The organism is Thalassotalea euphylliae, from assembly GCF_003390375.1.
Lineage (GTDB): Bacteria > Pseudomonadota > Gammaproteobacteria > Enterobacterales > Alteromonadaceae > Thalassotalea_F > Thalassotalea_F euphylliae_A.
Window position 1 is genome coordinate 1,961,797 of record NZ_QUOT01000001.1, and the last position, 21,479, is coordinate 1,983,275.

General features: G+C 43.6%; 16 protein-coding genes. 14 read left to right on the forward strand and 2 right to left on the reverse strand.

Features of this window, described 5'->3' with window-relative positions; genetic code table 11:
• Window positions 1–47 precede the first annotated feature (47 nt).
• Complete coding sequence (locus tag DXX94_RS08675) at window positions 48–1,730, forward strand: HAMP domain-containing sensor histidine kinase (protein WP_258872133.1); 1,683 nt, start codon at window positions 48–50, stop codon at window positions 1,728–1,730.
• Window positions 1,731–1,903: 173 nt separating this feature from the next.
• A complete protein-coding gene (arcA, locus tag DXX94_RS08680) occupies window positions 1,904–2,608 on the forward strand; it encodes a two-component system response regulator ArcA (protein ID WP_115998981.1) in 705 nt (234 codons plus the stop codon).
• A gap of 57 nt (window positions 2,609–2,665) precedes the next feature.
• On the opposite strand, the gene DXX94_RS08685 is transcribed toward arcA, so the two are convergent.
• The gene (locus DXX94_RS08685; RefSeq protein WP_116015230.1) at window positions 2,666–3,013 is read right to left on the reverse strand and encodes an Hpt domain-containing protein; all 348 of its coding nucleotides are present in this window, start codon (window positions 3,011–3,013) and stop codon (window positions 2,666–2,668) included.
• 447 nt (window positions 3,014–3,460) lie between these two features.
• Here DXX94_RS08685 and folE2 point away from each other — a divergent pair, with 447 nt between their 5' ends.
• The 4 genes from folE2 (at window position 3,461) to DXX94_RS08705 (ending at window position 12,957) form a co-directional block, all read left to right on the forward strand.
• Entirely contained in the window at window positions 3,461–4,387 is a 927-nt protein-coding gene (gene folE2 / locus DXX94_RS08690) for a GTP cyclohydrolase FolE2 (protein ID WP_116015232.1), read from the forward strand.
• Between the two features lie 487 nt (window positions 4,388–4,874).
• Window positions 4,875–9,335: a glutamate synthase large subunit gene (gene gltB / locus DXX94_RS08695; RefSeq protein WP_116015233.1), complete on the forward strand. Its 4,461-nt coding sequence runs from the start codon at window positions 4,875–4,877 to the stop codon at window positions 9,333–9,335.
• Between the two features lie 18 nt (window positions 9,336–9,353).
• Window positions 9,354–10,787 carry an FAD-dependent oxidoreductase gene (locus tag DXX94_RS08700; protein WP_115998977.1) on the forward strand — a complete coding sequence of 478 codons (1,434 nt, stop codon included), beginning with the start codon at window positions 9,354–9,356 and terminating at the stop codon, window positions 10,785–10,787.
• Between the two features lie 424 nt (window positions 10,788–11,211).
• Window positions 11,212–12,957 (forward strand): sensor domain-containing diguanylate cyclase, encoded by a 1,746-nt coding sequence (locus DXX94_RS08705; RefSeq protein WP_116015235.1) that lies wholly within the window; start codon window positions 11,212–11,214, stop codon window positions 12,955–12,957.
• Between the two features lie 6 nt (window positions 12,958–12,963).
• On the opposite strand, the gene DXX94_RS08710 is transcribed toward DXX94_RS08705, so the two are convergent.
• A complete protein-coding gene (locus DXX94_RS08710; protein WP_116015237.1) occupies window positions 12,964–13,776 on the reverse strand; it encodes a class II aldolase/adducin family protein in 813 nt (270 codons plus the stop codon).
• A 254-nt stretch (window positions 13,777–14,030) separates the two neighbouring features.
• Here DXX94_RS08710 and DXX94_RS08715 point away from each other — a divergent pair, with 254 nt between their 5' ends.
• The 8 genes from DXX94_RS08715 (at window position 14,031) to DXX94_RS08750 (ending at window position 21,471) form a co-directional block, all read left to right on the forward strand.
• A complete protein-coding gene (locus DXX94_RS08715; protein WP_116015238.1) occupies window positions 14,031–15,848 on the forward strand; it encodes a DUF885 domain-containing protein in 1,818 nt (605 codons plus the stop codon).
• Window positions 15,849–15,948: 100 nt separating this feature from the next.
• On the forward strand, window positions 15,949–16,836 hold the full coding sequence (locus tag DXX94_RS08720) for a prenyltransferase (protein WP_116015240.1): 888 nt from the start codon (window positions 15,949–15,951) through the stop codon (window positions 16,834–16,836).
• A 170-nt stretch (window positions 16,837–17,006) separates the two neighbouring features.
• Window positions 17,007–17,636, forward strand: coding sequence for a dUTP diphosphatase (locus tag DXX94_RS08725; RefSeq protein ID WP_116015242.1), 630 nt, complete (start codon window positions 17,007–17,009; stop codon window positions 17,634–17,636).
• 158 nt (window positions 17,637–17,794) lie between these two features.
• Window positions 17,795–18,442, forward strand: coding sequence for a DUF2726 domain-containing protein (locus tag DXX94_RS08730; protein ID WP_116015243.1), 648 nt, complete (start codon window positions 17,795–17,797; stop codon window positions 18,440–18,442).
• Window positions 18,443–18,591: 149 nt separating this feature from the next.
• Window positions 18,592–19,125, forward strand: a complete 534-nt coding sequence (locus tag DXX94_RS19660; RefSeq protein WP_116015245.1) for a type II secretion system protein — start codon at window positions 18,592–18,594, stop codon at window positions 19,123–19,125.
• Window positions 19,126–19,173: 48 nt separating this feature from the next.
• Window positions 19,174–19,884, forward strand: a complete 711-nt coding sequence (gene mtnN, locus DXX94_RS08740) for a 5'-methylthioadenosine/S-adenosylhomocysteine nucleosidase (protein ID WP_116015246.1) — start codon at window positions 19,174–19,176, stop codon at window positions 19,882–19,884.
• Window positions 19,884–20,855, forward strand: a complete 972-nt coding sequence (locus tag DXX94_RS08745) for a cobalamin biosynthesis protein CobD/CbiB (RefSeq protein WP_116015248.1) — start codon at window positions 19,884–19,886, stop codon at window positions 20,853–20,855. The genes mtnN and DXX94_RS08745 overlap by 1 nt, the downstream gene beginning before the upstream one ends.
• 217 nt (window positions 20,856–21,072) lie before the next feature.
• Entirely contained in the window at window positions 21,073–21,471 is a 399-nt protein-coding gene (locus DXX94_RS08750; protein WP_116015249.1) for a rhodanese-like domain-containing protein, read from the forward strand.
• The last annotated feature ends 8 nt before the right edge of the window (window positions 21,472–21,479 follow it).

A 21,479-nucleotide genomic window follows, 5' to 3' on the forward strand; every position in this document is an offset into this window, starting at 1 on the left:
ATTAAAAACGGCGAATAAGCACTAAGATAGGTAGTTAAAATCTAGTAATGAACCAAACTATGCACTCCAACCAATCTATGCATTCAAACCAAACTATGCATTCCAACCAAGTTGTGCAAACCAAGTCAATTCGTCGTAAGTTGAATCTATTAATGCTGGCTTTTGTAACCGGCTCATTTTTTCTCGCACACTTGGTTGTCTCCTATTTTGTTTTTGATCACCTTGGCGCAGAGTTAAAACAAGATATTAAAGAGCGCGCAGCCATTATTAGTGGTCGCTCAATCTCATTTATTGAAACTGACAACTATAGTGAATATCAAGAGGTATTGAAGCGACTTTCAAACCTACCTCGGTTTAACTATGTGCACATTTATCGCTTTGAAAACCAAGAGCTGAGCTTTTTTGCCAGCTACAATAAGCAAGGTTTTCCTGCTATCCCAGAGAAAACGGCGAGTATCGAAAAGTATCAAGCGCCCATTATTACCGATAGCATTATTGAATATATCAACCCAATCAAAGTCGATAACAAGCTAATTGGTTATGCCTACTTGCAGCTTGATACAAATAGCTATCATGAACTGCAAACAACGACTTGGTTCACCTTATCTATTGGCTATATTTTAGTGCTGATAATCGGTGCTCTTATCACCAACAGTATGTATAGCTCGGTGATTACACCGATTAATCGATTACTTACGGCGATACGCAATGTATCGCAGAAAAAAGACTTCAGTGTTCGTGTTAACGGCATGGAAAACCAAGAGTTTGAATTACTTGCCAACGACTTGAATGTTATGCTCAATCGCATTGAGCGACATATAGAAAAACAAGCAAACGCAGAGCAACAGATTTTAAAACTTAACCACGAGTTAGAAGACAAAGTTAGCCAGCGAACTGACGCACTAAAAGATTCAAACCAAGAGTTACTATCTACGCTAGAAAAGCTTCATCAGTTCCAAGGGCAACTAGTTGAAAGTGAAAAAATGGCCTCGTTAGGTGATATGGTGGCTGGTGTTGCTCATGAGGTAAATACCCCAATAGGTCTAGGGGTTACTGCATCAAGCTTGCTATCTGATCGCTTAAATGAAGTTCATACCGCCTTTAACGATAAAACCTTAAAATCGAGTCAACTGCGCCGTTTTCTGACGGAAAGTGAAGAAAACCTAGCCATCGTCACACGCAACTTACATCGTGCTGCAGACTTAATTTCTAGTTTCAAACAAGTGGCAGTAAACCAAAGCAATGAAGCAGATAGCGCATTTATTGTTAAGCAATTGATTGACGAGGTGATCTTGTCATTGGGGCCACAACTCAAACAAAAAAGTGTAAATTTTCAAATCGAGTGCAGTGAAAACTTAGCGGTTATTAGTAAGCATGGACCGATTAACCAAATATTGATCAACCTTATTGTGAACTCCATCATTCATGGTTTTGCAGATAATGATGGTGGCACAGTCACAATCAATGTGATGTATTTAAGTGGCCAACTGCACATTAATTACCAAGACGATGGCAACGGCGTAGAGCCGTCGATCAAAACCAAGATCTTCGACCCTTTCATCACAACTAGACGCGGCGAAGGTGGCAGTGGTTTAGGCTTACACTTAGTTTATAACCTTGTCACCCAAGCGCTTGGCGGCCATATTCAATTCGATATTGAACCAACGCAAGGCGTACAGTTTGAGATCGCTTTCCCTGCACAATTAAGCGAAGTACCAAAAATTAACTAATTGATTACTTTCTGTAACTATGTGGCGGATGAAGTCACCTATATTGTTTGCTAAAATGTTAAAGACTAAAGTAAAAAGTACCTACACTAGCCTTTAATTTTAGCGGTTGAGTTACTATATAAGGCTAACTAAACAATACTAAGCATAGATACCAGTTAGTAAACGGACAAAAAATGCAAAAAGCACATATCCTTATCGTTGAAGACGAAGACGTCACACGCTTTAACCTCCGAAACCTATTCGAAGCAGAAGGCTATCAAGTCTCTGAAGCTGTAGATGGCGATTCGATGGACGCTCAGCTAAGAGAACAAAAAGTACACTTAGTTATCATGGATATTAACTTGCCTGGTAAGAACGGCTTGTTGCTAGCTAGAGAGTTGACTAACAATCGAGATATGGGGCTTATTTTCCTAACTGGTCGTGATAGTGATATTGATAAAATTTTGGGTCTAGAAATTGGCGCAGACGATTACTTGACTAAGCCGTTTAACCCAAGAGAGTTAACCATTCGTGCACGCAATATCCTCAGCCGTATTACTCATGTAAAACCTGACACTGACGGTGCAATTATCAATTTTAACGGGTGGTCACTTGACGGTAACTCACGCAAGATGACAACCCCCGTTGGCGATATTATTCCAATTCCTCGTGGTGAATATCGTGCGCTTAAATTGTTGATTGAAAATGCTGGGCAAATTGTTTCTCGCCAGCAATTAATCAAGGAAATGACGGGTCGTGACTTACGCTCAAATGACCGTACGGTTGACGTTACCATTCGTCGTTTGCGTAAACACTTTGAATCTATTCCAGAAACGCCAGAGCTAATCAATACCATCCATGGTGAAGGCTACCGTTTCGTTGGTAGCATCGACGCCTAGCTAAAGTTTAAGTTAGCTTTAGTTAAGCTTATTTGGGGCTTAGGTTAAGAAAGCTTCTTACGAGCTTTCAAGCCATTGCTTAAAATCAGCAATAGCTGCGGTATTATCAATTTTTAAGCGAGCAAGATGCTCGCTTTTTTGTGGCCAAGTTTCTGTCGATTTTTCAATAGCCACTAAGAACTGATGAACACTCAGTAAGCCTACACTTGCCGCTGCACCTTTCATTTTGTGACAACGTTCTTGCCAGTTAGATTGACTTTGCTCATTGATCGCAGCTTCAATCTCACCAATGTAAACGCCAGATTGCTTCTGATAAAGCGCAAGCATCTGCGCTACCACCGTGCCCCCCAAATTGTCTAAATATCCTTGAATTAGCGATTTATCAATAGTTGCAGGCTGGTTCATAGTGCTTTTTGTTCCTCTTATTTCGTATCACCACACAGCCTAATCGCAAGCGTATTTAATGTAAATCTAAATTCATTAAATGCTACACCTTTACTAATGAGAATGCCGCTACAGATATTGATTTTAGCCGGATTTTCGTTCAGAATAGCCGCCCATTTTATTAGCGAAAACAGCCCTCAAATCAATACTTTTTATGTGGTTTTTGGTTCTAGGCTGGTTACGCTGACAAGGGCGTGTAGATCTTTTGAGGTTGAATTTTGTTCAATCTAAACACTTTCAGATCGCGGCGCTCGTTTTGTCGCATAGTCGTTCTATGTAAAAAGCGAGCAACAATGAGCAGGAAGTGTTTAGATGAACCCGCAGGGCAGCTTCTGCAAAACCAACCCTGAAAGATCAATACGCCCTGAGTAGCTTATTAAGTTTTACTACTGAGATTGCGGAGAACTAATGCCAACATCAATGCCAGACATCGCCAATCACACCACAGCCCAAACCGAAGGGACGTTAGATTGGGTTGGAATGAGCAATATTGAAATGCCTTTAATGGTGGCTTCTAAAGACCAGCCAGAGCGAATGGTGTCAGCTCACATTGATGCGTTTGTGAATTTGAAAGAGGCACAGGCAAAAGGTATTCACATGTCGCGCCTATATTTATTGCTCGACGAATTGTCCAATAACAATACCTTGAATTACCAAAGCTTTGCAGCTTTGCTCGATGGCTTTATTAGCTCTCATCAAGAACTAAGCGACCAAGCAAAAGTCGCTATTCACTTTGATTACCACCTGCGCCGTAAATCACTAATCAGTGGTAAGCAAGGTTGGAAAGCCTACCCGGTTGTATTAACAGGCCAGTTAAACAAAGGGCAATTGTCAGTTGAACTAGCAATCGATGTAAGATACTCGTCCACTTGTCCTTGCTCTGCTGCGTTAGCTCGCCAGCTAATACAGCAAGCTTTCTTAAATAAGTTTGATGAACAAGACAATATCGACAAGCAAACAATACATGAATGGCTCGGCACAACCGAAGGCGTTGTCGCCACACCACACAGCCAGCGCTCTATTGCCAAAGTAAAAGTTAAGCTGAACTCATCGGTTACAGAGTTTCCGATCAGTGATCTAGTTGATGCGATTGAAGACACATTACAAACGCCTGTACAAGCCGCAGTTAAAAGAGAAGACGAGCAAGAGTTTGCCCGTTTAAACGGTCAGAACCTGATGTTCTGTGAAGATGCAGCGCGCAAACTGCAGCATACGATGAACCAAGCTACGCACTATGATGACTTCTGGGTTAAGGTAAATCACCTTGAATCCTTACACGCACACAACGCAGTGAGTATCACCACCAAAGGCGTTGAAGGAGGCTATCAAGCATAAAGCTAAATAAAGCCACTAGCTGACCAAAAATAATTTCTATGAAAAGCCTGCTGATGCAGGCTTTTTTGTTTCTTAACATTGGCAAATTTCAATATAATTATTCGTTATAAATATGAATAAAATTAATTTTCATAACGTCATCAAGCTAGCGCCCCTAACTTAACTGGCAATGCGCCTTTGATGTAATAAAATTACAGAATATGTAAGCGCTCCCCCATATACGCCCCATCATTGACCATTTATTCAACTTTTGTGCAACCATTGTTTTAAAATGGCGCAACAAGCGATAAATAAGCCATAAAAATACCGATTATTATGAAAATTAATTACGAGCAAATACTCTATAAATGTTGACGGAATGTATATTTGTCGTTAGTGTCTATGGTTCGCTCATAATGCATTCAGGTATATTTATTCACAATTATTACCTAATTATTCGTACCTGAAGCCTCGTATCTGCGAATTGTAAAATGCTTGGAGAACAATAATGCAGCTATATGATCCCAACACACAAAAGGATAATTGTGGTTTCGGTTTAATTGCTCATCAAAAAGGTGAAGCAAGTCACAAATTAATAAAAACTGCGATTAGCGCCTTAGATCGTATGCAGCACCGGGGGGGTATTGCAGCCGATGGAAAAACAGGTGATGGTTGTGGTCTACTATTACAAAAGCCAGACACATTTTTCCGTGCCATTGCTGAAGAAAACGGTTGGCAGCTAGGCCGAAAATATGGGGTTGGTATGGTGTTTCTTAACACTGACCCAGAGCTTGCCGCAGCGTCGAAAAAAATACTTGAAGAAGAATTAAGCCGCGAAACACTTACTATTGTTGGTTGGCGCGTTGTCCCTACTGACAAATCAATTCTTGGCCCAATCGCCGCCAGTAATTTACCAGCTATTGAACAAATTTTCGTTGATGCACCACCAGGCTGGCGTAACCGTGATTTAGAACGCCGCTTATATATGGCAAGACGCCGTGCCGAAAAACGCATCAGCGACGAGAAATTCTACATTGCCAGCCTATCTTGTCAGGTTACTATTTATAAAGGCTTAATGATGCCTGTTGACCTGCCAAACTTTTATTTAGATTTGGCTGACATTCGCATGCAAAGCGCTATTTGTGTCTTCCATCAGCGCTTCTCAACGAACACCTCGCCACAATGGCATCTCGCACAACCTTTCCGCTTCTTAGCACATAACGGTGAAATCAACACCATTAAAGGTAACCGCCAGTGGGCACGAGCACGTACATACCGTTTTAATTCACCGTTATTACCAGATTTAAAAGACGCTGCACCGTTTGTTAACGAAAGTGGTTCTGATTCCTCGTCACTAGACAATATGCTAGAGCTATTTTTAGCCGGCGGCATGGACTTCTTCCGTGCGATGCGATTATTAATGCCACCCGCTTGGCAGAATAATCCAACCATGGATGACGACTTAAAAGCCTTCTACGAATTCAACTCCATGCACATGGAGCCGTGGGATGGTCCGGCTGGTATCGTGATGACCAATGGTCGCCATGTTGCCTGTAACCTCGATCGCAACGGCCTTCGTCCAGCCCGTTACGTCATTACCCGTAATGGCTTTATCACCCTAGCGTCAGAAGTCGGCATTTGGGATTACGGCGAAGATGAAGTGCTTGAAAAAGGCCGAGTTGGCCCAGGTGAAATGCTGGCGATTGATACCTATACAGGTACCATTTTCGACTCAAACAAGATTGATGATGAATTAAAAGTTCGCCATCCATACCGTGAATGGTTAAATAAAAACATTCGCCGCTTAGTACCGTTTGATCAACTGGAAGCCAACCTAATTGGCACTCGTATGTTTAACGACAGCGAGATGGCGCAATATCACAAGCTATTTAACTACAGCTATGAAGAAATCAATCAAGTGGTTAAAGTGCTTGCCGAGAATGGTCAGGAGGCGACAGGTTCAATGGGTGATGATACGCCGATGGCAGTATTATCAAGTAAACCTAGAACGCTTTATGATTACTTCCGCCAACAGTTTGCGCAGGTAACCAACCCACCAATTGACCCATTGCGCGAGCGCTATGTAATGTCACTGGCAACATGTATTGGCCGCGAGCACAACGTTTTCAATGAAACTACAGGCCATGCCGATCGCATTATTTTCGACACCCCAGTATTGATGTACACAGGGTTAAAACAACTGCGCGAATTAGATCAAGAGCACTATCGTTCAGATACCTTGACCTTGAACTATGATCCAGCAGAAGGGTTAGAAGCAGCAGTGCAGCGCTTATGTGACGAAGCAACTGATCTTGTGCGCAACAAGAACACCGTTATCTTGGTGTTGTCAGATCGCCAAATTTACCCTGGTCTATTACCTATTCCAGCGGCAATGGCAGTAGGTGCTGTACAAAAACGTTTGGTTGAAGAGCAGCTTCGATGCGATTCCAATATTATTGTTGAAACTGCATCGGTTCGTGACTCACATCAATTTGCTGTACTACTTGGCTTAGGTGCCACAGCAGTTTATCCATTCTTAGCGTTTGAAACCATTGAACAAATGGTCGACAAAGGTCAGCTTGAGATCCCTGCACGTCAAGCCATTGAAAATTACCGAAATGGTATCAATAAAGGCTTGTTAAAAATCTTGTCTAAGATGGGTATTTCAACCATTGCCAGTTATCGTTGTGCTGGCTTGTTTGAAGTGATTGGTCTTAACGATAACATTATGCAAACCTGCTTCCCTGATATTCCGAGCAGATTGCAAGGTGCTGATTTTAGCGATATTGAGCAAGACAATATCAACTTAGCGCGTCGTGTCTTTTTACCACATCAAAAAGTTGACCACGGCGGTTTACTTAAATATGTGCATGGCGGCGAGTATCACGCGTTTAACCCAAATGTAGTAAGTTACCTACAAAATGCGGTTAAAACCGGTGAATATAGCGATTACCGTCAGTTTGCCGAGGAAGTGAACAATCGCCCTGCTGCAGCATTGCGCGACTTATTAGCACTGAAAGATGACACACAAGCGATTGATATTTCAAAGGTCGAATCAGACGCAGATTTATTCAAGCGTTTTGACAGCGCCGCAATGTCTATTGGTGCATTAAGCCCTGAAGCACATGAAGCGTTAGCGATTGCAATGAACCGCTTAGGTGGTTTCTCTAACTCTGGTGAAGGCGGTGAAGATGAACGCCGTTTTGGTACTGTGAAAAACTCACGTATCAAGCAAATCGCCTCGGGCCGTTTTGGAGTTACACCGCATTACCTCGTCAATGCTGACGTGCTACAAATTAAAGTAGCACAGGGTGCAAAACCGGGTGAAGGCGGTCAACTACCGGGCGACAAAGTTACGCCACTAATCGCTAAGTTGCGTTTTTCTGTGCCTGGCGTAACGCTAATTTCACCACCTCCACATCACGATATTTATTCAATCGAAGATTTAGCTCAGCTAATTTTCGACTTAAAGCAAGTTAATCCAAAAGCGGTAATCTCGGTTAAATTAGTATCAGGCCCGGGTGTTGGTACGATCGCATCAGGTGTTGCTAAGGCATATGCCGACTTTATCACCATTTCAGGTTATGACGGTGGTACAGGTGCCAGCCCATTAACGTCTGTGAAGTACGCTGGCTGTCCATGGGAGATTGGTTTAGCAGAAGCGCACCAATCACTAGTAGCAAATGGTCTTCGTCATAAAGTGCGCTTACAAGTTGATGGCGGTTTGAAAACAGGTTTAGACATTGTTAAAGCCGCTATTTTGGGTGCTGAAAGCTTTGGCTTTGGTACTGCGCCTATGGTCACCTTAGGTTGTAAGTTCTTACGTATTTGTCATCTAAACAATTGTGCTACTGGTGTTGCAACGCAAGATGAAGTGTTACGTGAAGAATTCTTCAAAGGCTTACCGGAGCAAGTGATGAATTACTTCAAGTTCGTGGCACAAGACGTACGTGAAATTTTAGCTAAGCTTGGTGTTGAAAGCTTAACTGCCATCATTGGCCGTACTGATTTACTTGTGCCACTACAAGGTATTAGTGCCAAGCAGCAAAAACTCGACTTGTCACCAATTATTGCCCCAGTGGTTGCAGGCAAGCATACGGCACTTCACCAAACGGAAGCCAATATTCCGTTCGATGAAGGCAAGCTTAATCAACAATTGGTGGAAGCTGCTCGTGATGCTGTTGCCCATAAAACAGGTGCGGAGTTTAGATTTAACATCAACAATACTGATCGCTCAGTCGGTGCGGCACTTTCGGGTGAAATTGCTAAACACCATGGCGATCAAGGTATGGCAAGTAACCCTATTAAACTTCACCTTAAAGGCACAGCGGGTCAAAGTTTCGGTGTCTGGAACGCTGGCGGGTTAGAAATGACCTTAACTGGTGACGCTAACGACTATGTTGGTAAAGGCATGACCGGTGGTAAGTTAACTATCAAGCCACCTAAAGGTGTTGAGTATGCAAGCCATGAAACCATGATCATGGGTAACACCTGTTTGTACGGTGCAACAGGTGGTCGTTTATTTGGCTGTGGCCGTGCGGGTGAGCGTTTTGGTGTACGCAACTCAGGTGCTCATGCAGTTATCGAGGGCACAGGCGATCACGGCTGTGAATACATGACTGGTGGTATTGTTACTGTTCTGGGTCAAGTGGGTTTGAACTTTGGTGCAGGGATGACAGGTGGCTTTGCTTATGTACTTGATGAAGCTGATGACTTGGCAATTCGTCTAAACACTGAGTCGATTGAAATGTTGCCAATTGAAGAGCTAGTGATTCACCAAGAGCACTTACGTGGCATTATTAACCAACATTTTGAGGAAACTGGCAGCTTACGCGCGCAAGCTATATTGAACGATTTCGATAATTACGCGCCTAAATTTAAGCTAATCAAGCCAAAAGCAACTGATGTTAAAGCCCTGCTAGGTCACCAAACGCGTTCGTCGGCAGAACTTCGCGTGCAAGCGCAATAAGGGGTGGAGTAAAGAATTATGAGCAAAAATGTTTATCAATTTATCGATGTAAAACGTATCGATCCGCCCAAAAAAGCCATTGAACAGCGTAAAATTGACTTTGTTGAGATTTATCAACCGCTCAGTAGCGATCAAAGTAAAGGCCAAGCAGATCGTTGTTTAGACTGCGGCAACCCTTATTGTGAGTGGAAATGTCCTGTACATAACTACATTCCACAGTGGTTAGAGTTAGTCACCGAAGGTAAAATCTTCGAAGCTGCCGAGCTTTGTCATCAAACTAACAGCTTGCCTGAAATGTGTGGCCGCGTTTGTCCACAAGATAGACTTTGTGAATCTGCCTGTACGCTAAATGATGAATTTGGTGCGGTCACTATCGGTAATATTGAAAAATACATTACCGATACGGCCTTTGAGCAAGGTTGGACACCTGACTTGTCACATGTCGTTAAAACAGGCAAACGCGTTGCTATTGTTGGCGCTGGCCCTGCTGGTCTCGCCTGTGCTGATGTATTAACACGCCATGGTGTAGACTGTGTAGTTTATGACAAGCATTCAGAAATTGGTGGTCTGCTAACTTTTGGTATTCCAGCGTTTAAACTGGAAAAAGACGTTGTTATTCGCCGTCGCAAAATTTTCGAAGGCATGGGCATTGAATTCAAACTAAACACTAACATTGGTGTTGATATTGAATTCGATACATTATGCCAAGAATTCGATGCGGTATTCCTAGCTATGGGTACTTATACCGATATGGAAGGTGGCTTCGAAAACGAGCAAGCCAGTGGCGTTTACAATGCTCTCGACTTCCTCATTGGCAATACGCAACACATTATGGGGATTACTGAGAACGTAAAACCTTATGTGAATTTCGAAGGCAAAAAAGTTGTTGTGCTCGGTGGAGGTGATACCGCCATGGACTGTGTTCGCAGTTCAGTGCGTCAAGGGGCAAGTGAAGTCACCTGTGCCTACCGTCGTGACGAAGCGAATATGCCTGGCTCACCGCGAGAAGTGCAAAACGCGAAAGAAGAAGGTGTTAACTTTGCCTTCAACTTGCAACCACTTGATATTGCGGTCGACGAACAAGGTAATGCAATTGGCGTGCGCTTTGTTAAAACCCAACTGGGTCAGCCTGATGCAAACGGTCGCCGCAGCCCAGAGCCAATAGAAGGCTCAGAGTTTGTGATGGAGGCTGATGCCGTTGTTATCGCATTTGGTTTCTTACCAAGCCCGCCGCAGTGGATGAAAGACGCTGGTGTCGAAGTAGATGCACGAGGCCGTGTAGTCGCCACAGATAACAGCGAATTTGCCCTGCAAACGAGTGCAAATAATATCTTTGCGGGTGGCGATATGGTACTTGGCTCTGACCTTGTTGTAACCGCTATCGACCAAGGCCGAAAAGCCGCCATGGGCATTTTGGATTTTGTGTATAGCGAGCAAGTTATCGCGATTTAACAAGCAAACCAAAACGCTTCATCTGTAAAGTGAAAAACTAAGGGCACGCAACTTATTGCTTAATGAGTCTAGCGCGCCCTTTTTTTATGCGTTTTGAATATGTATACCAATTTGATTAATTATTTAGTCTCTCAGAATGACATAAGCAGTATTAGAACAAACGAAATTTATGACGATATAGTCGTTCTACATCAAGTGAATTTTGTGCAGTTATCATGCTGCTTATGCATTCCCAAGGGCGAGTTTTAAGGGCTCATATACTGCGTTATGTCATTTGATAAGGGAATAACCATTCTCTGCATGACAAGCCTTGTCTATGAGCCTTTAAATTCTCGCTGAGTGATTAAATAATTATTCAAGTTGGTATTATCAACAACTAAAAGTGCTATAGTAGAGCGGCGTATCGAGGCAAGAGATGTAATGCGTGCAGCAACCTAAGCACCCCAAGCAACAAAGTATCCGCGCTATTACCCTTATCACCACCTTCATGGGTGCAGTGATCCTATTGTCTGTTTTTGCCCTAAAACAAATTAAAGCAAGTACCACAGAGCAGATCAGAGACAACTTGCAAACCTTGCTACTGACGGTACAAGAGGCCCATCACATACTCGTTGAGCAACGTCGTTTTGCCGTCTCTAGCATTGCAGAAACAGCCGCTATCGTAGCCGTATCCAAGCGAATCCTAAACGAATACCACGGCGGCTTTCCACTTGCAGATAGCGAAAATCTTCGAGCGTTTAGGCAATTTATTCTGCCTATTATTCGCAAATTTGGCGATCAGGGCTTCTTCATCATTGCTCCTGATTACGCCAATATCGCGGCAATGGATAACAATAGCTTAGGGCGTGAAAACCTTATTGCACGCCATAAGCCAGAGCTGCTTGCTAAAGTTTTTAATGGTGAAACCACCTTTATTCCACCGATTAAAGCCGATAAAGAAGCAGCGACAATGTTTATTGTTGCCCCCATGCTCGACAGCCAGCAACAGGTTATTGCAGCCCTTGCTTTGCGCATCAATCCAAGAAGTTATTTTTCTAGCGTTACCACCATTGGCCGCATTGGTGAAACGGGTGAAACCTATGCCTTTGACAAGTCAGGCACTTTACTTACCGAAAGCCGCTTTGATCAGCAACTGCGCGATCTAAACATTATTAGTAATAACCAAAGCAGCAGTTTTAACGTACTTATTAAAGATCCTGGCGGCGACTTAACACAAGGCTATAAAGCTAAACTGCATTACGAACAACGACCCCTTACGCTGATGGCTGCGCAAGCGACACAAGGTAAGAGCGGCACCAATACCGAAGGTTATCGAGACTATCGCGGCGTGCCCGTAATGGGCGCTTGGATATGGGATCATAAGTTTCAATTTGGGATTGCTACGGAAATTAACGTAGAAGAGGCGTTAGAGCCCTACTACAAAACCCGCAACACTTTTATTCAAGTATTGAGCATATCTCTGGTCATGGTGCTCTTGCTGCTCAAATTGATTTTTCATTTACAGCGACAACATCGCAATCGAATCGAACAAACGAATGCTGAGCTTGAACAGCGGGTAAAAGAGCGCACCGCAGATTTAGAAAAAATGCAAAAAGAGCTGTCGGAAGCCAATGAGGAGCTTGCGATGCTAGCGATCACCGATAGTTTAACGGGGCTATACAATCGCCGCCATTTCGACAATCAGTTGAGCTTAGAATGGCAACGGTGCTTACGTGATAATAAATCGTTGGCAATTATTTTGTTCGACGTCGATCACTTTAAACAATACAACGATCATTACGGCCACTTAATGGGTGATATGTGCTTGAAAAATATCGGTAGCTTGCTCAATGTTTCCGATATCACTAAGCGTCCAAGTGATATTATTGCGCGTTACGGCGGAGAAGAGTTTATTGTCATGCTGAGCAATACAGATCGCGACTATTGTATTCAAGCCGCAAATGCAATCTGCCAAAAAATACGTGATTTAGCCATTCCTCATGAATATACAGGCAAGTCTTCACAAGTGGTGACCGTCAGCGTCGGGTTTATCATTTGTAATAATTTGGAATCATTAAGGCCAAATCAGCTAGTTAGCCGTGCTGACATTGCGCTTTACAGCGCTAAAGATGCAGGGCGAAATCAAGTCGTGGAATATCACGACGACCAGCGCATTGCCAGTCGCCGTTAATACGCTTTACTCTAAAAAGCTATCATCTAGCGCAAGCACTTGCGCGTACATTGGCTGATAATTGCCCCATGTCACATAATCCGAGCCATTCACTTTTTGCGTTTGTGCTGCTACTTGTTCAGGAATCAAAGTTAACTCACCCGCCCCTTGCGCTAATAATTGGCTATGGCAACAGCTATCCATAATCACGAAGTTTGCTGTTGCAGCATCAACCGACTTGCCAACAGTGAGTAGGCCATGATTTTGCAATATCACACCGGCTCCTTGCCCTAGTGCCTCAGCAATTAAATCACCCTCTTCAGTAACCGCTACAACGCCAGTAAACTCTGTAAATACGCCATGATTGTTATAAAACATACAAGCGTCTTGGGAAATTGGCGCCAACTTAATGCCCAATGAAGCAAAAGCTCGCCCGTATGTAGTGTGCGCATGCGCCACAGCATTCACGTCTGGGCGCGCTTCATGGATACGTGAATGAATAGCAAATGCGGCATTATTGATGGCATAGTTCCCTTCAACAATATTTCCCTTGTGATCAACACGCACGAGATCTGACGCTTTAATTTGCGAAAAGTGCACTGCCAATGGATTGACCCAAAAAGTATCAGGCTCAACGGCATCGCGCACGGTAATATGCCCTGCCAACCCTTCATCAAACCCCTTCATCGCAAATACGCGAAATGCTGACGCTAAACGCTGCTTGTCATATTGACGTTGCGCCATTTTATCTTCAAACACAGGTGGTTTAGGTACGCCAAATTGCTGGCTACCGCGCGTCATATTTTCAATATTCGCTTCTGGCTTCACTAATTCACTCATTTCTCGCCCCCAGGGGTTTTGCCTAAAGCAGCTAGGCTGCTGGTGTATTGTTAAAATACTAGTTATTCGTCAGACAAATACCAATGATATAAATGAATAGGAGTTTATTAGTTTGATGCATGGCTGTGTCGTTGGATTTGGTCTGCCATGCGAGGGCTAACTCGCTGATATTTATGTACTCAAGGCAATGCAAAATGCTAGGCTAAGTTGGCTAGACTCAAAAGAAGTATAAAAAACCAATAAAGAGTAAAAACATGATAAAAACATTCTTTAAACGCTTATTGCTGGGCCTGCTGGTCATACTGATCGCCGCAGCAGCCTTTGCCACACATGAATGGAAAGCAGAGAAACCATTTATGTTTCGTGCTTTTCTGGATCGCACGCTGATCCAATTTGCTTTTGAAAGCCCTGAAACGCTAACTTCACTAGGCTTTTTGGAGTCACTTGGCATCAAAGGGCACAATGCCAAACTCGATGACAACAGCCCTCAAAGCACTGATGAGTTATACGAAAAGCTGCCAAAGATCAAAGAAGTACTGTTAAGCTACGATGACGAAAGCTTGTCAGAAAGCGATCAGTTGTCAAAAGAAATTACCTTGTATTTACTCGAGTTTGGCGAGCAATCTGAGCCATTCCGCTACCACAACTACCCTGTTAACCAACTATTTGGGGTGCAAAATGGCTACCCAAGCTTTATGGAAGCACAACACCAAGTACATAGCGTTGAAGATGCAGAAAATTATCTCGCAAGACTTGAAGCCGTACGTGTTAAATTTGCACAAGCATTAGCGGGTATTCAACTTCGTGAAGAAAAAGGCATATTACCGCCACGCTTTGTTGTCGATCGCGTACTCGATGAAATGACCACCTTTGTCGCGACGCCAGCACAAGAAAATATCCTTTACACTTCGTTAAAAACCAAGCTTGACGATGCAGCAGATGTCAACGAGCAAGATAAGAGCCGACTTCTCGCCAGTGCAGAGCGCAATATTGTCGACTATGTTTACCCTGCCTATGATTTGTTTATAGAGTACTTTGAGCGCATTAAGCCGCGCACAGGCGAAGACGCGGGATTCTGGCGACTACCTGACGGCGACAAAGCTTACCAAGCCGCATTAAAGTTTTTCACCACCACAGACTACACCGCCGACGAAATTCATCAGATTGGTTTATCCGAAGTAGCGCGCATTCAAGCTGAAATCCTCGCAATTTTAGCGAATGAAGGTTTCGATACGAGCCAAGGGTTTAGTCAAGCAATTGAAGCACTGGCAGCAGATGAGCGCTTTTATTATGAAGATAGTGACGAAGGTCGCGCACAAATCCTGAAAGACTATCAAAAAATTCTTGATGAAATCGAAGTAGGCATAGACAGCGCGTTCCGCATTCGTCCAAAAGCAGGGATGGAAGTTGTTCGTATTCCTGAGTTTAAAGAAAAAACTTCACCAGGCGCTTACTATCAGCAACCGGCGATCGATGGCTCTCGCCCTGGTAGATTCTTTGCCAACCTATACGACATCAAAGCAACGCCAACCTACAGTATGCGCACTTTGGCCTACCATGAGGGCATTCCTGGGCACCATTTCCAGATTGCGATTTCAATGGAACTAGAAGGTTTACCCTTTATCCGCAAAATCTCGCCATTTACTGCCTACACTGAAGGCTGGGCGCTTTATACTGAGCAGCTAGCATGGGAATTAGGTTTCCAAGAAAATCCGTTTGATAATATTGGCCGTTTGCAAGCAGAGCTATTTAGAGCCGTACGCTTAGTAGTTGATACTGGCATTCATGCCAAACGCTGGACCCGCGAACAAGCCATTGACTATATGAAAGCGAATACTGGTATGGCGCAGTCTGACGTTGTCTCAGAAATTGAGCGTTACATCGTTATGCCAGGCCAAGCAACCGCGTATAAAGTAGGGATGATGAAAATCCTAGAACTTCGCGAGCAAGCCAAAGCAGTATTAGGCGACCGCTTTGATTTACGCGATTTTCATGACGTTGTCTTGAAAAATGGTGCGGTGCCACTAGATATTTTAGAGCGTCTGGTACAACAATATATTGAGAGCACTTAACACTTTAATCCTCAGAAGTATTTTTTGATCAAATGCTAGGGCATCATTGGATGCCCTTTGTTTTTCCAAAACCTAACTAACCGAACGTGAGAGCACTGTGATGGAGCAAGTCAAAGCGGCGTTCATGACCATGCGCCCACCCTTTCTGTTGTTAACACCCATTTGTATTGGGTTGGCAGCAAGTATGGCAATGGATCATGGTTATGGCATCAATGTTCTTGTCCTTTCTCTAATTTTCAGTTGCGCACTGTTAGCACATATTGCCGTCAACACCCTGAATGAATATCTCGATTTTCAAAGTGGTTTAGACCTAGTAACTAAGCGCACGCCCTTTAGTGGTGGTAGTGGCGCGCTCGTCGCAACTCCCAGCGCGGCCAACTGGGCTCGTAACATTGCCATTACTTGTATAGTGCTTATTGTGCTCATTGGCGGTTACTTATGTGTTACTCGTACTTGGCTATTACTGCCGCTTGGCCTGATTGGTTTAGCTGTGGTAATTCAATACACACGTACCCTCAACACTTTGCCTTGGCTGTGTTTTATCTCACCGGGTGTTGGCTTTAGTTTGATCATTACGCTGGGAAGCTTTTTAGCACTGACCTACACAATAACATTAGATGCGCTGTTAATTACAGGCATCACCTTTTTTCAAATCAACAACCTTTTATTACTGAATCAATTCCCTGACACAGAAGCAGACGCAGCTCACGGCCGCAACACCCTGCCCATTCACTATGGCGCCACCATAGCGAGCGTGATATTGCTTGTTTCTACACTTTCTTCGTTCGCGCTCATTGCAGTATTAATCCAGTTCAAATTCTTGCCCTTAAATGCCTATTGGGCGCTTGTTACAATGCCATTGGCAATTGTTAGTTGTATTGGTGCATTTATTTATGGCTTTGAAATTGGCAAGCGGCCAGCCTATTTAGCGTGTAACGTTATCGTGGCACTAATCACACCAACAATACTAGCTTTTAGCCTGTTGTAACGACTTTTTCTCACATTCCCAGCGGCAAGATAATATTGCTTAAGGGAAGTGCAAACATGCGAGGTAAAGCTAAACTTCCCACCTGACAAAACCTTCAAAAAGTTGCATGCAATACACGGCTTAGGCACACTATAGCCTTTGATTTTAAAGACCCCATAAAAGAGATAGTAATGAGCACACAAACAGTCGCGACCACTCAAATAAGCCAAATGCTGGCCATGCAAGATGCGATGAATAGCCGAGTAAGCGATACTTGGCGCGAAAATGGCTACGAATGGTACCGTGCCATTTGGGTTGAGTGCGCAGAAATGCTTGATCATCATGGCTGGAAATGGTGGAAACACCAAGAAATTGACGTTCCACAAGTACAACTAGAGCTCGTTGATATTTTTCATTTTGGTTTAAGTTTGCGTTTGATGACAGGTGCTAGCGTTGATGACATTGCATCATCGCTTACCAATGAATTAGCAACAGATAGCGAAGAAACAGACTTTAAACTCGCGCTAGAACAGCTTGCGTCAGCAGCTGTAAGCCAACGTGAATTTAACGCCCAAGCGTTTGCCGACTGCATGCGTTTAATGGATATGAACTTAGACGAGCTGTTTCGACAGTATGTCGGTAAAAACACCCTGAACTTCTTCCGCCAAGATTATGGCTATAAAGAAGGCACCTATATCAAAGTGTGGCACGGTAAGGAAGACAATGAAGTATTAGCTGACGTTGTGAGCAAGCTTGATAGCAGCGCGAACGACTTCCAACAACAGGTTTATGATGCGCTAGCAGCAAACTATCCCAGCTAACCTCAGCTTGGAATAGTCAGCCATATTAACAGCTAAACGGAATTTAACGAACAATACCAATCCACATAAATAAGCTCCACCAAAGATCTCTGGCACGTATTCTGCTTTAACAGGTTTATAAAGAACCCCGTCAAGAATTTGAATACTTGGAGATGTTTATGGAGCTTATCCTTTTTGCCCTAATCAGTTTAATTGCAATTGTTGCCGTATTGGCTAGCCGATTAACGGATAACAGCTTTCCATTCCCATTTGATAGCAAGCCAGCTGTATACACAGCCGCTGAGAAAAACTTTCTTACGCTTGTCGAAAGTGCCCTAGGCCCTGACTATCGTGTGCTTAACCGCGTAGCCTTGGCTGATATTGTCAATATTCGTCGCGGAGTCTCGAAAAAAGCCACACAAGCTGCACTGAAAAGTGCCAACAATAAGTATTTAGACTTTGTTATTTGCCAACGTAGCACAATGAAATTAATAGGTGCTGTTGATCTGGTAGACACTAACGGACGCGGTTACAAAGTGAAAAAAGATTGGTTTGTTAGCGGTGCGTTAGAAGCGGCTTCGATTCCACATGTGCGTATCAAAGTTAAGCCTAATTACACCGTTGAAGAAATTCGCGCTTGTTTAGGCAGTAAAGTGCTTGGTCGCAGTGTAAAAACAATGCCGAAAGTCAAAGGTCGCGTTATTCCTGCGCCAATGGTGAAAGCGCGCCCAAGAAATGCAGGGGTTATTACAGCCAATGCTGCCAAAGAAATGGCTGCTCAAACTCCATCTCTAGCCACGCCATCAATGGCCGCGATGCCCCACTAAATAGACTTTAGCTAGTTCATTTAAACTAGCCTTTAAAATTTCACTTTCTCTAGCTAGCCCGACTCTATCTGAGCTTCGGGCTAGCTTTGCTTTGCCCATTCAAACTTGATAATCTTGCGCCCACTTATTGTTGTTAAAAAGTTGTAATTATGAAATCACGCCATCAGGGTTTTACCCTTATCGAACTAGTTGTTGTTATCGTTATTCTTGGCATTTTAGCCGCCGTTGCTGCGCCGCGTTTTATTGATCTTGCCTCTGACAGCCGCGAAGCGATTATCGAAGGGGTAGCCGGAGCTATCGCTTCAAGTTCGTCATTGGTTGCAGCCAAAGCACGCGTTGACAATATAGAAGACGGTAATATTACAGTGAACGGTAGCAACGTTGCGATCGAGCAAGGTTATGCTAGTGGTCACTGGGCTAACGCATGGCAATTCTTACTTAATGTTGGTCAAAACATTACTTTTACCAACCCCACTGCAGAGTGCACCATTAATGATTTGTGTGGTGTTGGTAACCAAAACACCGCGCCCAGCTTAGATTTCACACCAAGCCCAGCCAATAGCAACGGTTTGATGTTGGTTTGGCCACAAGGCTATCGATTAGCTGACGCCTGCTACGCTTATTATTTCAACCCTAAAACAGGTGCGCAGCCACGTATTGGCACAGTTTCCAGTGGCTGTTAATGTGTAATGGCGTATAATCGCGCTAACTATTTTTAACCGAGATTTCCGATGAAAGCAGGTATTATTGGCGCAATGGAGCCAGAGGTTGCCATTTTAAAAGCAGCCTTAACTAACCCAACGACAACCCAACACGGCGGCTTCGAGTTTCACGAAGGCCAGCTAAATGGGCACGATGTAGTTATTGTTCAATCAGGTATTGGTAAAGTTGCCGCAGCACTAGCTACCGTTTTATTGATCGACAAGTTTTCGCCTGATTATGTAGTCAATACGGGCTCTGCGGGTGGTTTTGAACAATCACTTAAAGTGGGTGATATTGTTGTTAGCTCTGAAGTACGCTACCACGATGTTAATCTTATCGTTTTTGGTTACGAAATTGGTCAATTGCCAGCCAACCCAGCCGCTTTTATTCCGCACCCTGCATTGGTTGAAGCAGCAAAAGCTGGTATTGAAAAACTAGACGGTATTGATACGCTAGTTGGCTTGATCACAACGGGTGATACCTTTATGACTGCCGATGAAGATATCGCTAAAGCACGTGCCAATTTCCCAACCATGGCAGCAGTTGAAATGGAAGGTGCCGCGATTGCACAAACTTGTCACAAATTTAATGTGCCATTTGTGGTTATTCGCTCAATGTCTGATATCGCAGGCAAAGAATCTCCAACGTCGTTTGAAGCCTACTTGGAAACCGCGTCTGTTAACTCATCTGAGTTAGTGATCAATATGATCAACTCACTAGAGGGCGTGACTCTTAACTAATGGACTGGTTAGCCGCAATACCATCACAATTTGAAAGTATTGTTTTACTGTTGGCGGTATTACTGGTTAAGCGTGTGCTGCAAACCATTGCAGCACATAACCCCTGGCAATTTTTTCAGTTCTTTTGTTTGCAACTGGCTAACAAAGTCAACAAAGCTGAAAACGGTCAAAGTCAGCAAAGCATTTCAGGCTTTGTCGCAGTTATCGTTACCTTCACCCCATTGTGGGTAATCCTATGGTTATTTGCCGATTTCGTTGCGATTCCAGAGCTCTGGCAGGGGCTATTGCTGTATTTTGCGCTTGGTTCGTTAACGCTTGTACCCAGCGCGAAAACGATTTCTAAAGCACTGCGCGCTGGCGATAATTATAAGGCCAAACAAACCCTTAAACGGCTTGTGCTGCGAGACACCAGCCAGCTCTCTGCCATGGGGTTGTCCAAAGCAACCATTGAAGCGCTGATTATCAAACACATGCAACTTACGATCAGCGTCATTGCGATTTATCTTGTGGGCGGCGCACTGGCGGCTATCAGTTATCGCTTACTGTTGGAGATGCATTACGCTTGGAACCCTAAACGCAGCAACATGATGCACTTTGGCGGCTTTGTAAATGCGCTTTCACAGTTGATTACTTGGTTACCGAGTCGACTTTTCCTGCTCGCCGGCTTGTTGTTATCACTCGGCCAACAATCAACGCTATTGTGGCGATTAACCTTACCGAAAATATTCCAATTAAATAATGATGCTTTACTGCAGTTTTTTGCCATTGCACTAAATACCAAGTTAGCGGGTGTGGCTATGTATGAAGGTAAAAAGTTAAGACGCATCGAGTTTAATCCTAAAGGCCGCGCGCCAGACATCAATACGATTAGTCAGGCCTACCAATTTATTGGCCGTATCAATACCCTACTGGTTATCTTAGTCGTTAGTTATTATGTGTTTGCTTGGGCAGCGAGCCAAAGCCTTAGCTGATTTGATATTGCCTACACGCCATATACTGTGCGTGATCGTAACATCGCTATAATTAAGCTGAATAAAGGTATGTAGCATACCTTTATACATAAAACTTGAGCGTTATAACTTTGGCATCAAGAGTTAGGTATTAAGACTTAGGTTTTAAAAAGTAAGTATCACAGCCTAAGCATAACAAACTAACAAGTTCTCTTTTTATCAGTTACTAGGAGTTCAAATGAATAAGTTAGCAGCTAGCCTGCAATTGCTGCTCGTTACCGTTACCAGTTTTGTCTGGGCATCTGAGCGGCCAAGCGTGTCACAGGAGCACGTATTGAGCCTAGTCAATGCACCACTCACCAGTGGCTATACGCTGCTAGATGTGCGCACCGCAGAAGAATTTAAAACTGGCCATATTCAATCGGCAATCAATATTAGCCATACGGAACTGGCCAATAGTCTCGCTTTACTACCAAGTGATAAGGCAGCAAACATTATTGTATATTGCCGTTCAGGTAGACGGGCGGCAGTTGCTGAGCAATTACTTCGCAAACAAGGTTATACCAATATTTGGCATTTAACTGGCGACATTATTGCGTGGCAAGCTAACGGTTTACCGCTGAAAACTTTGGAGTAATTGGGTTA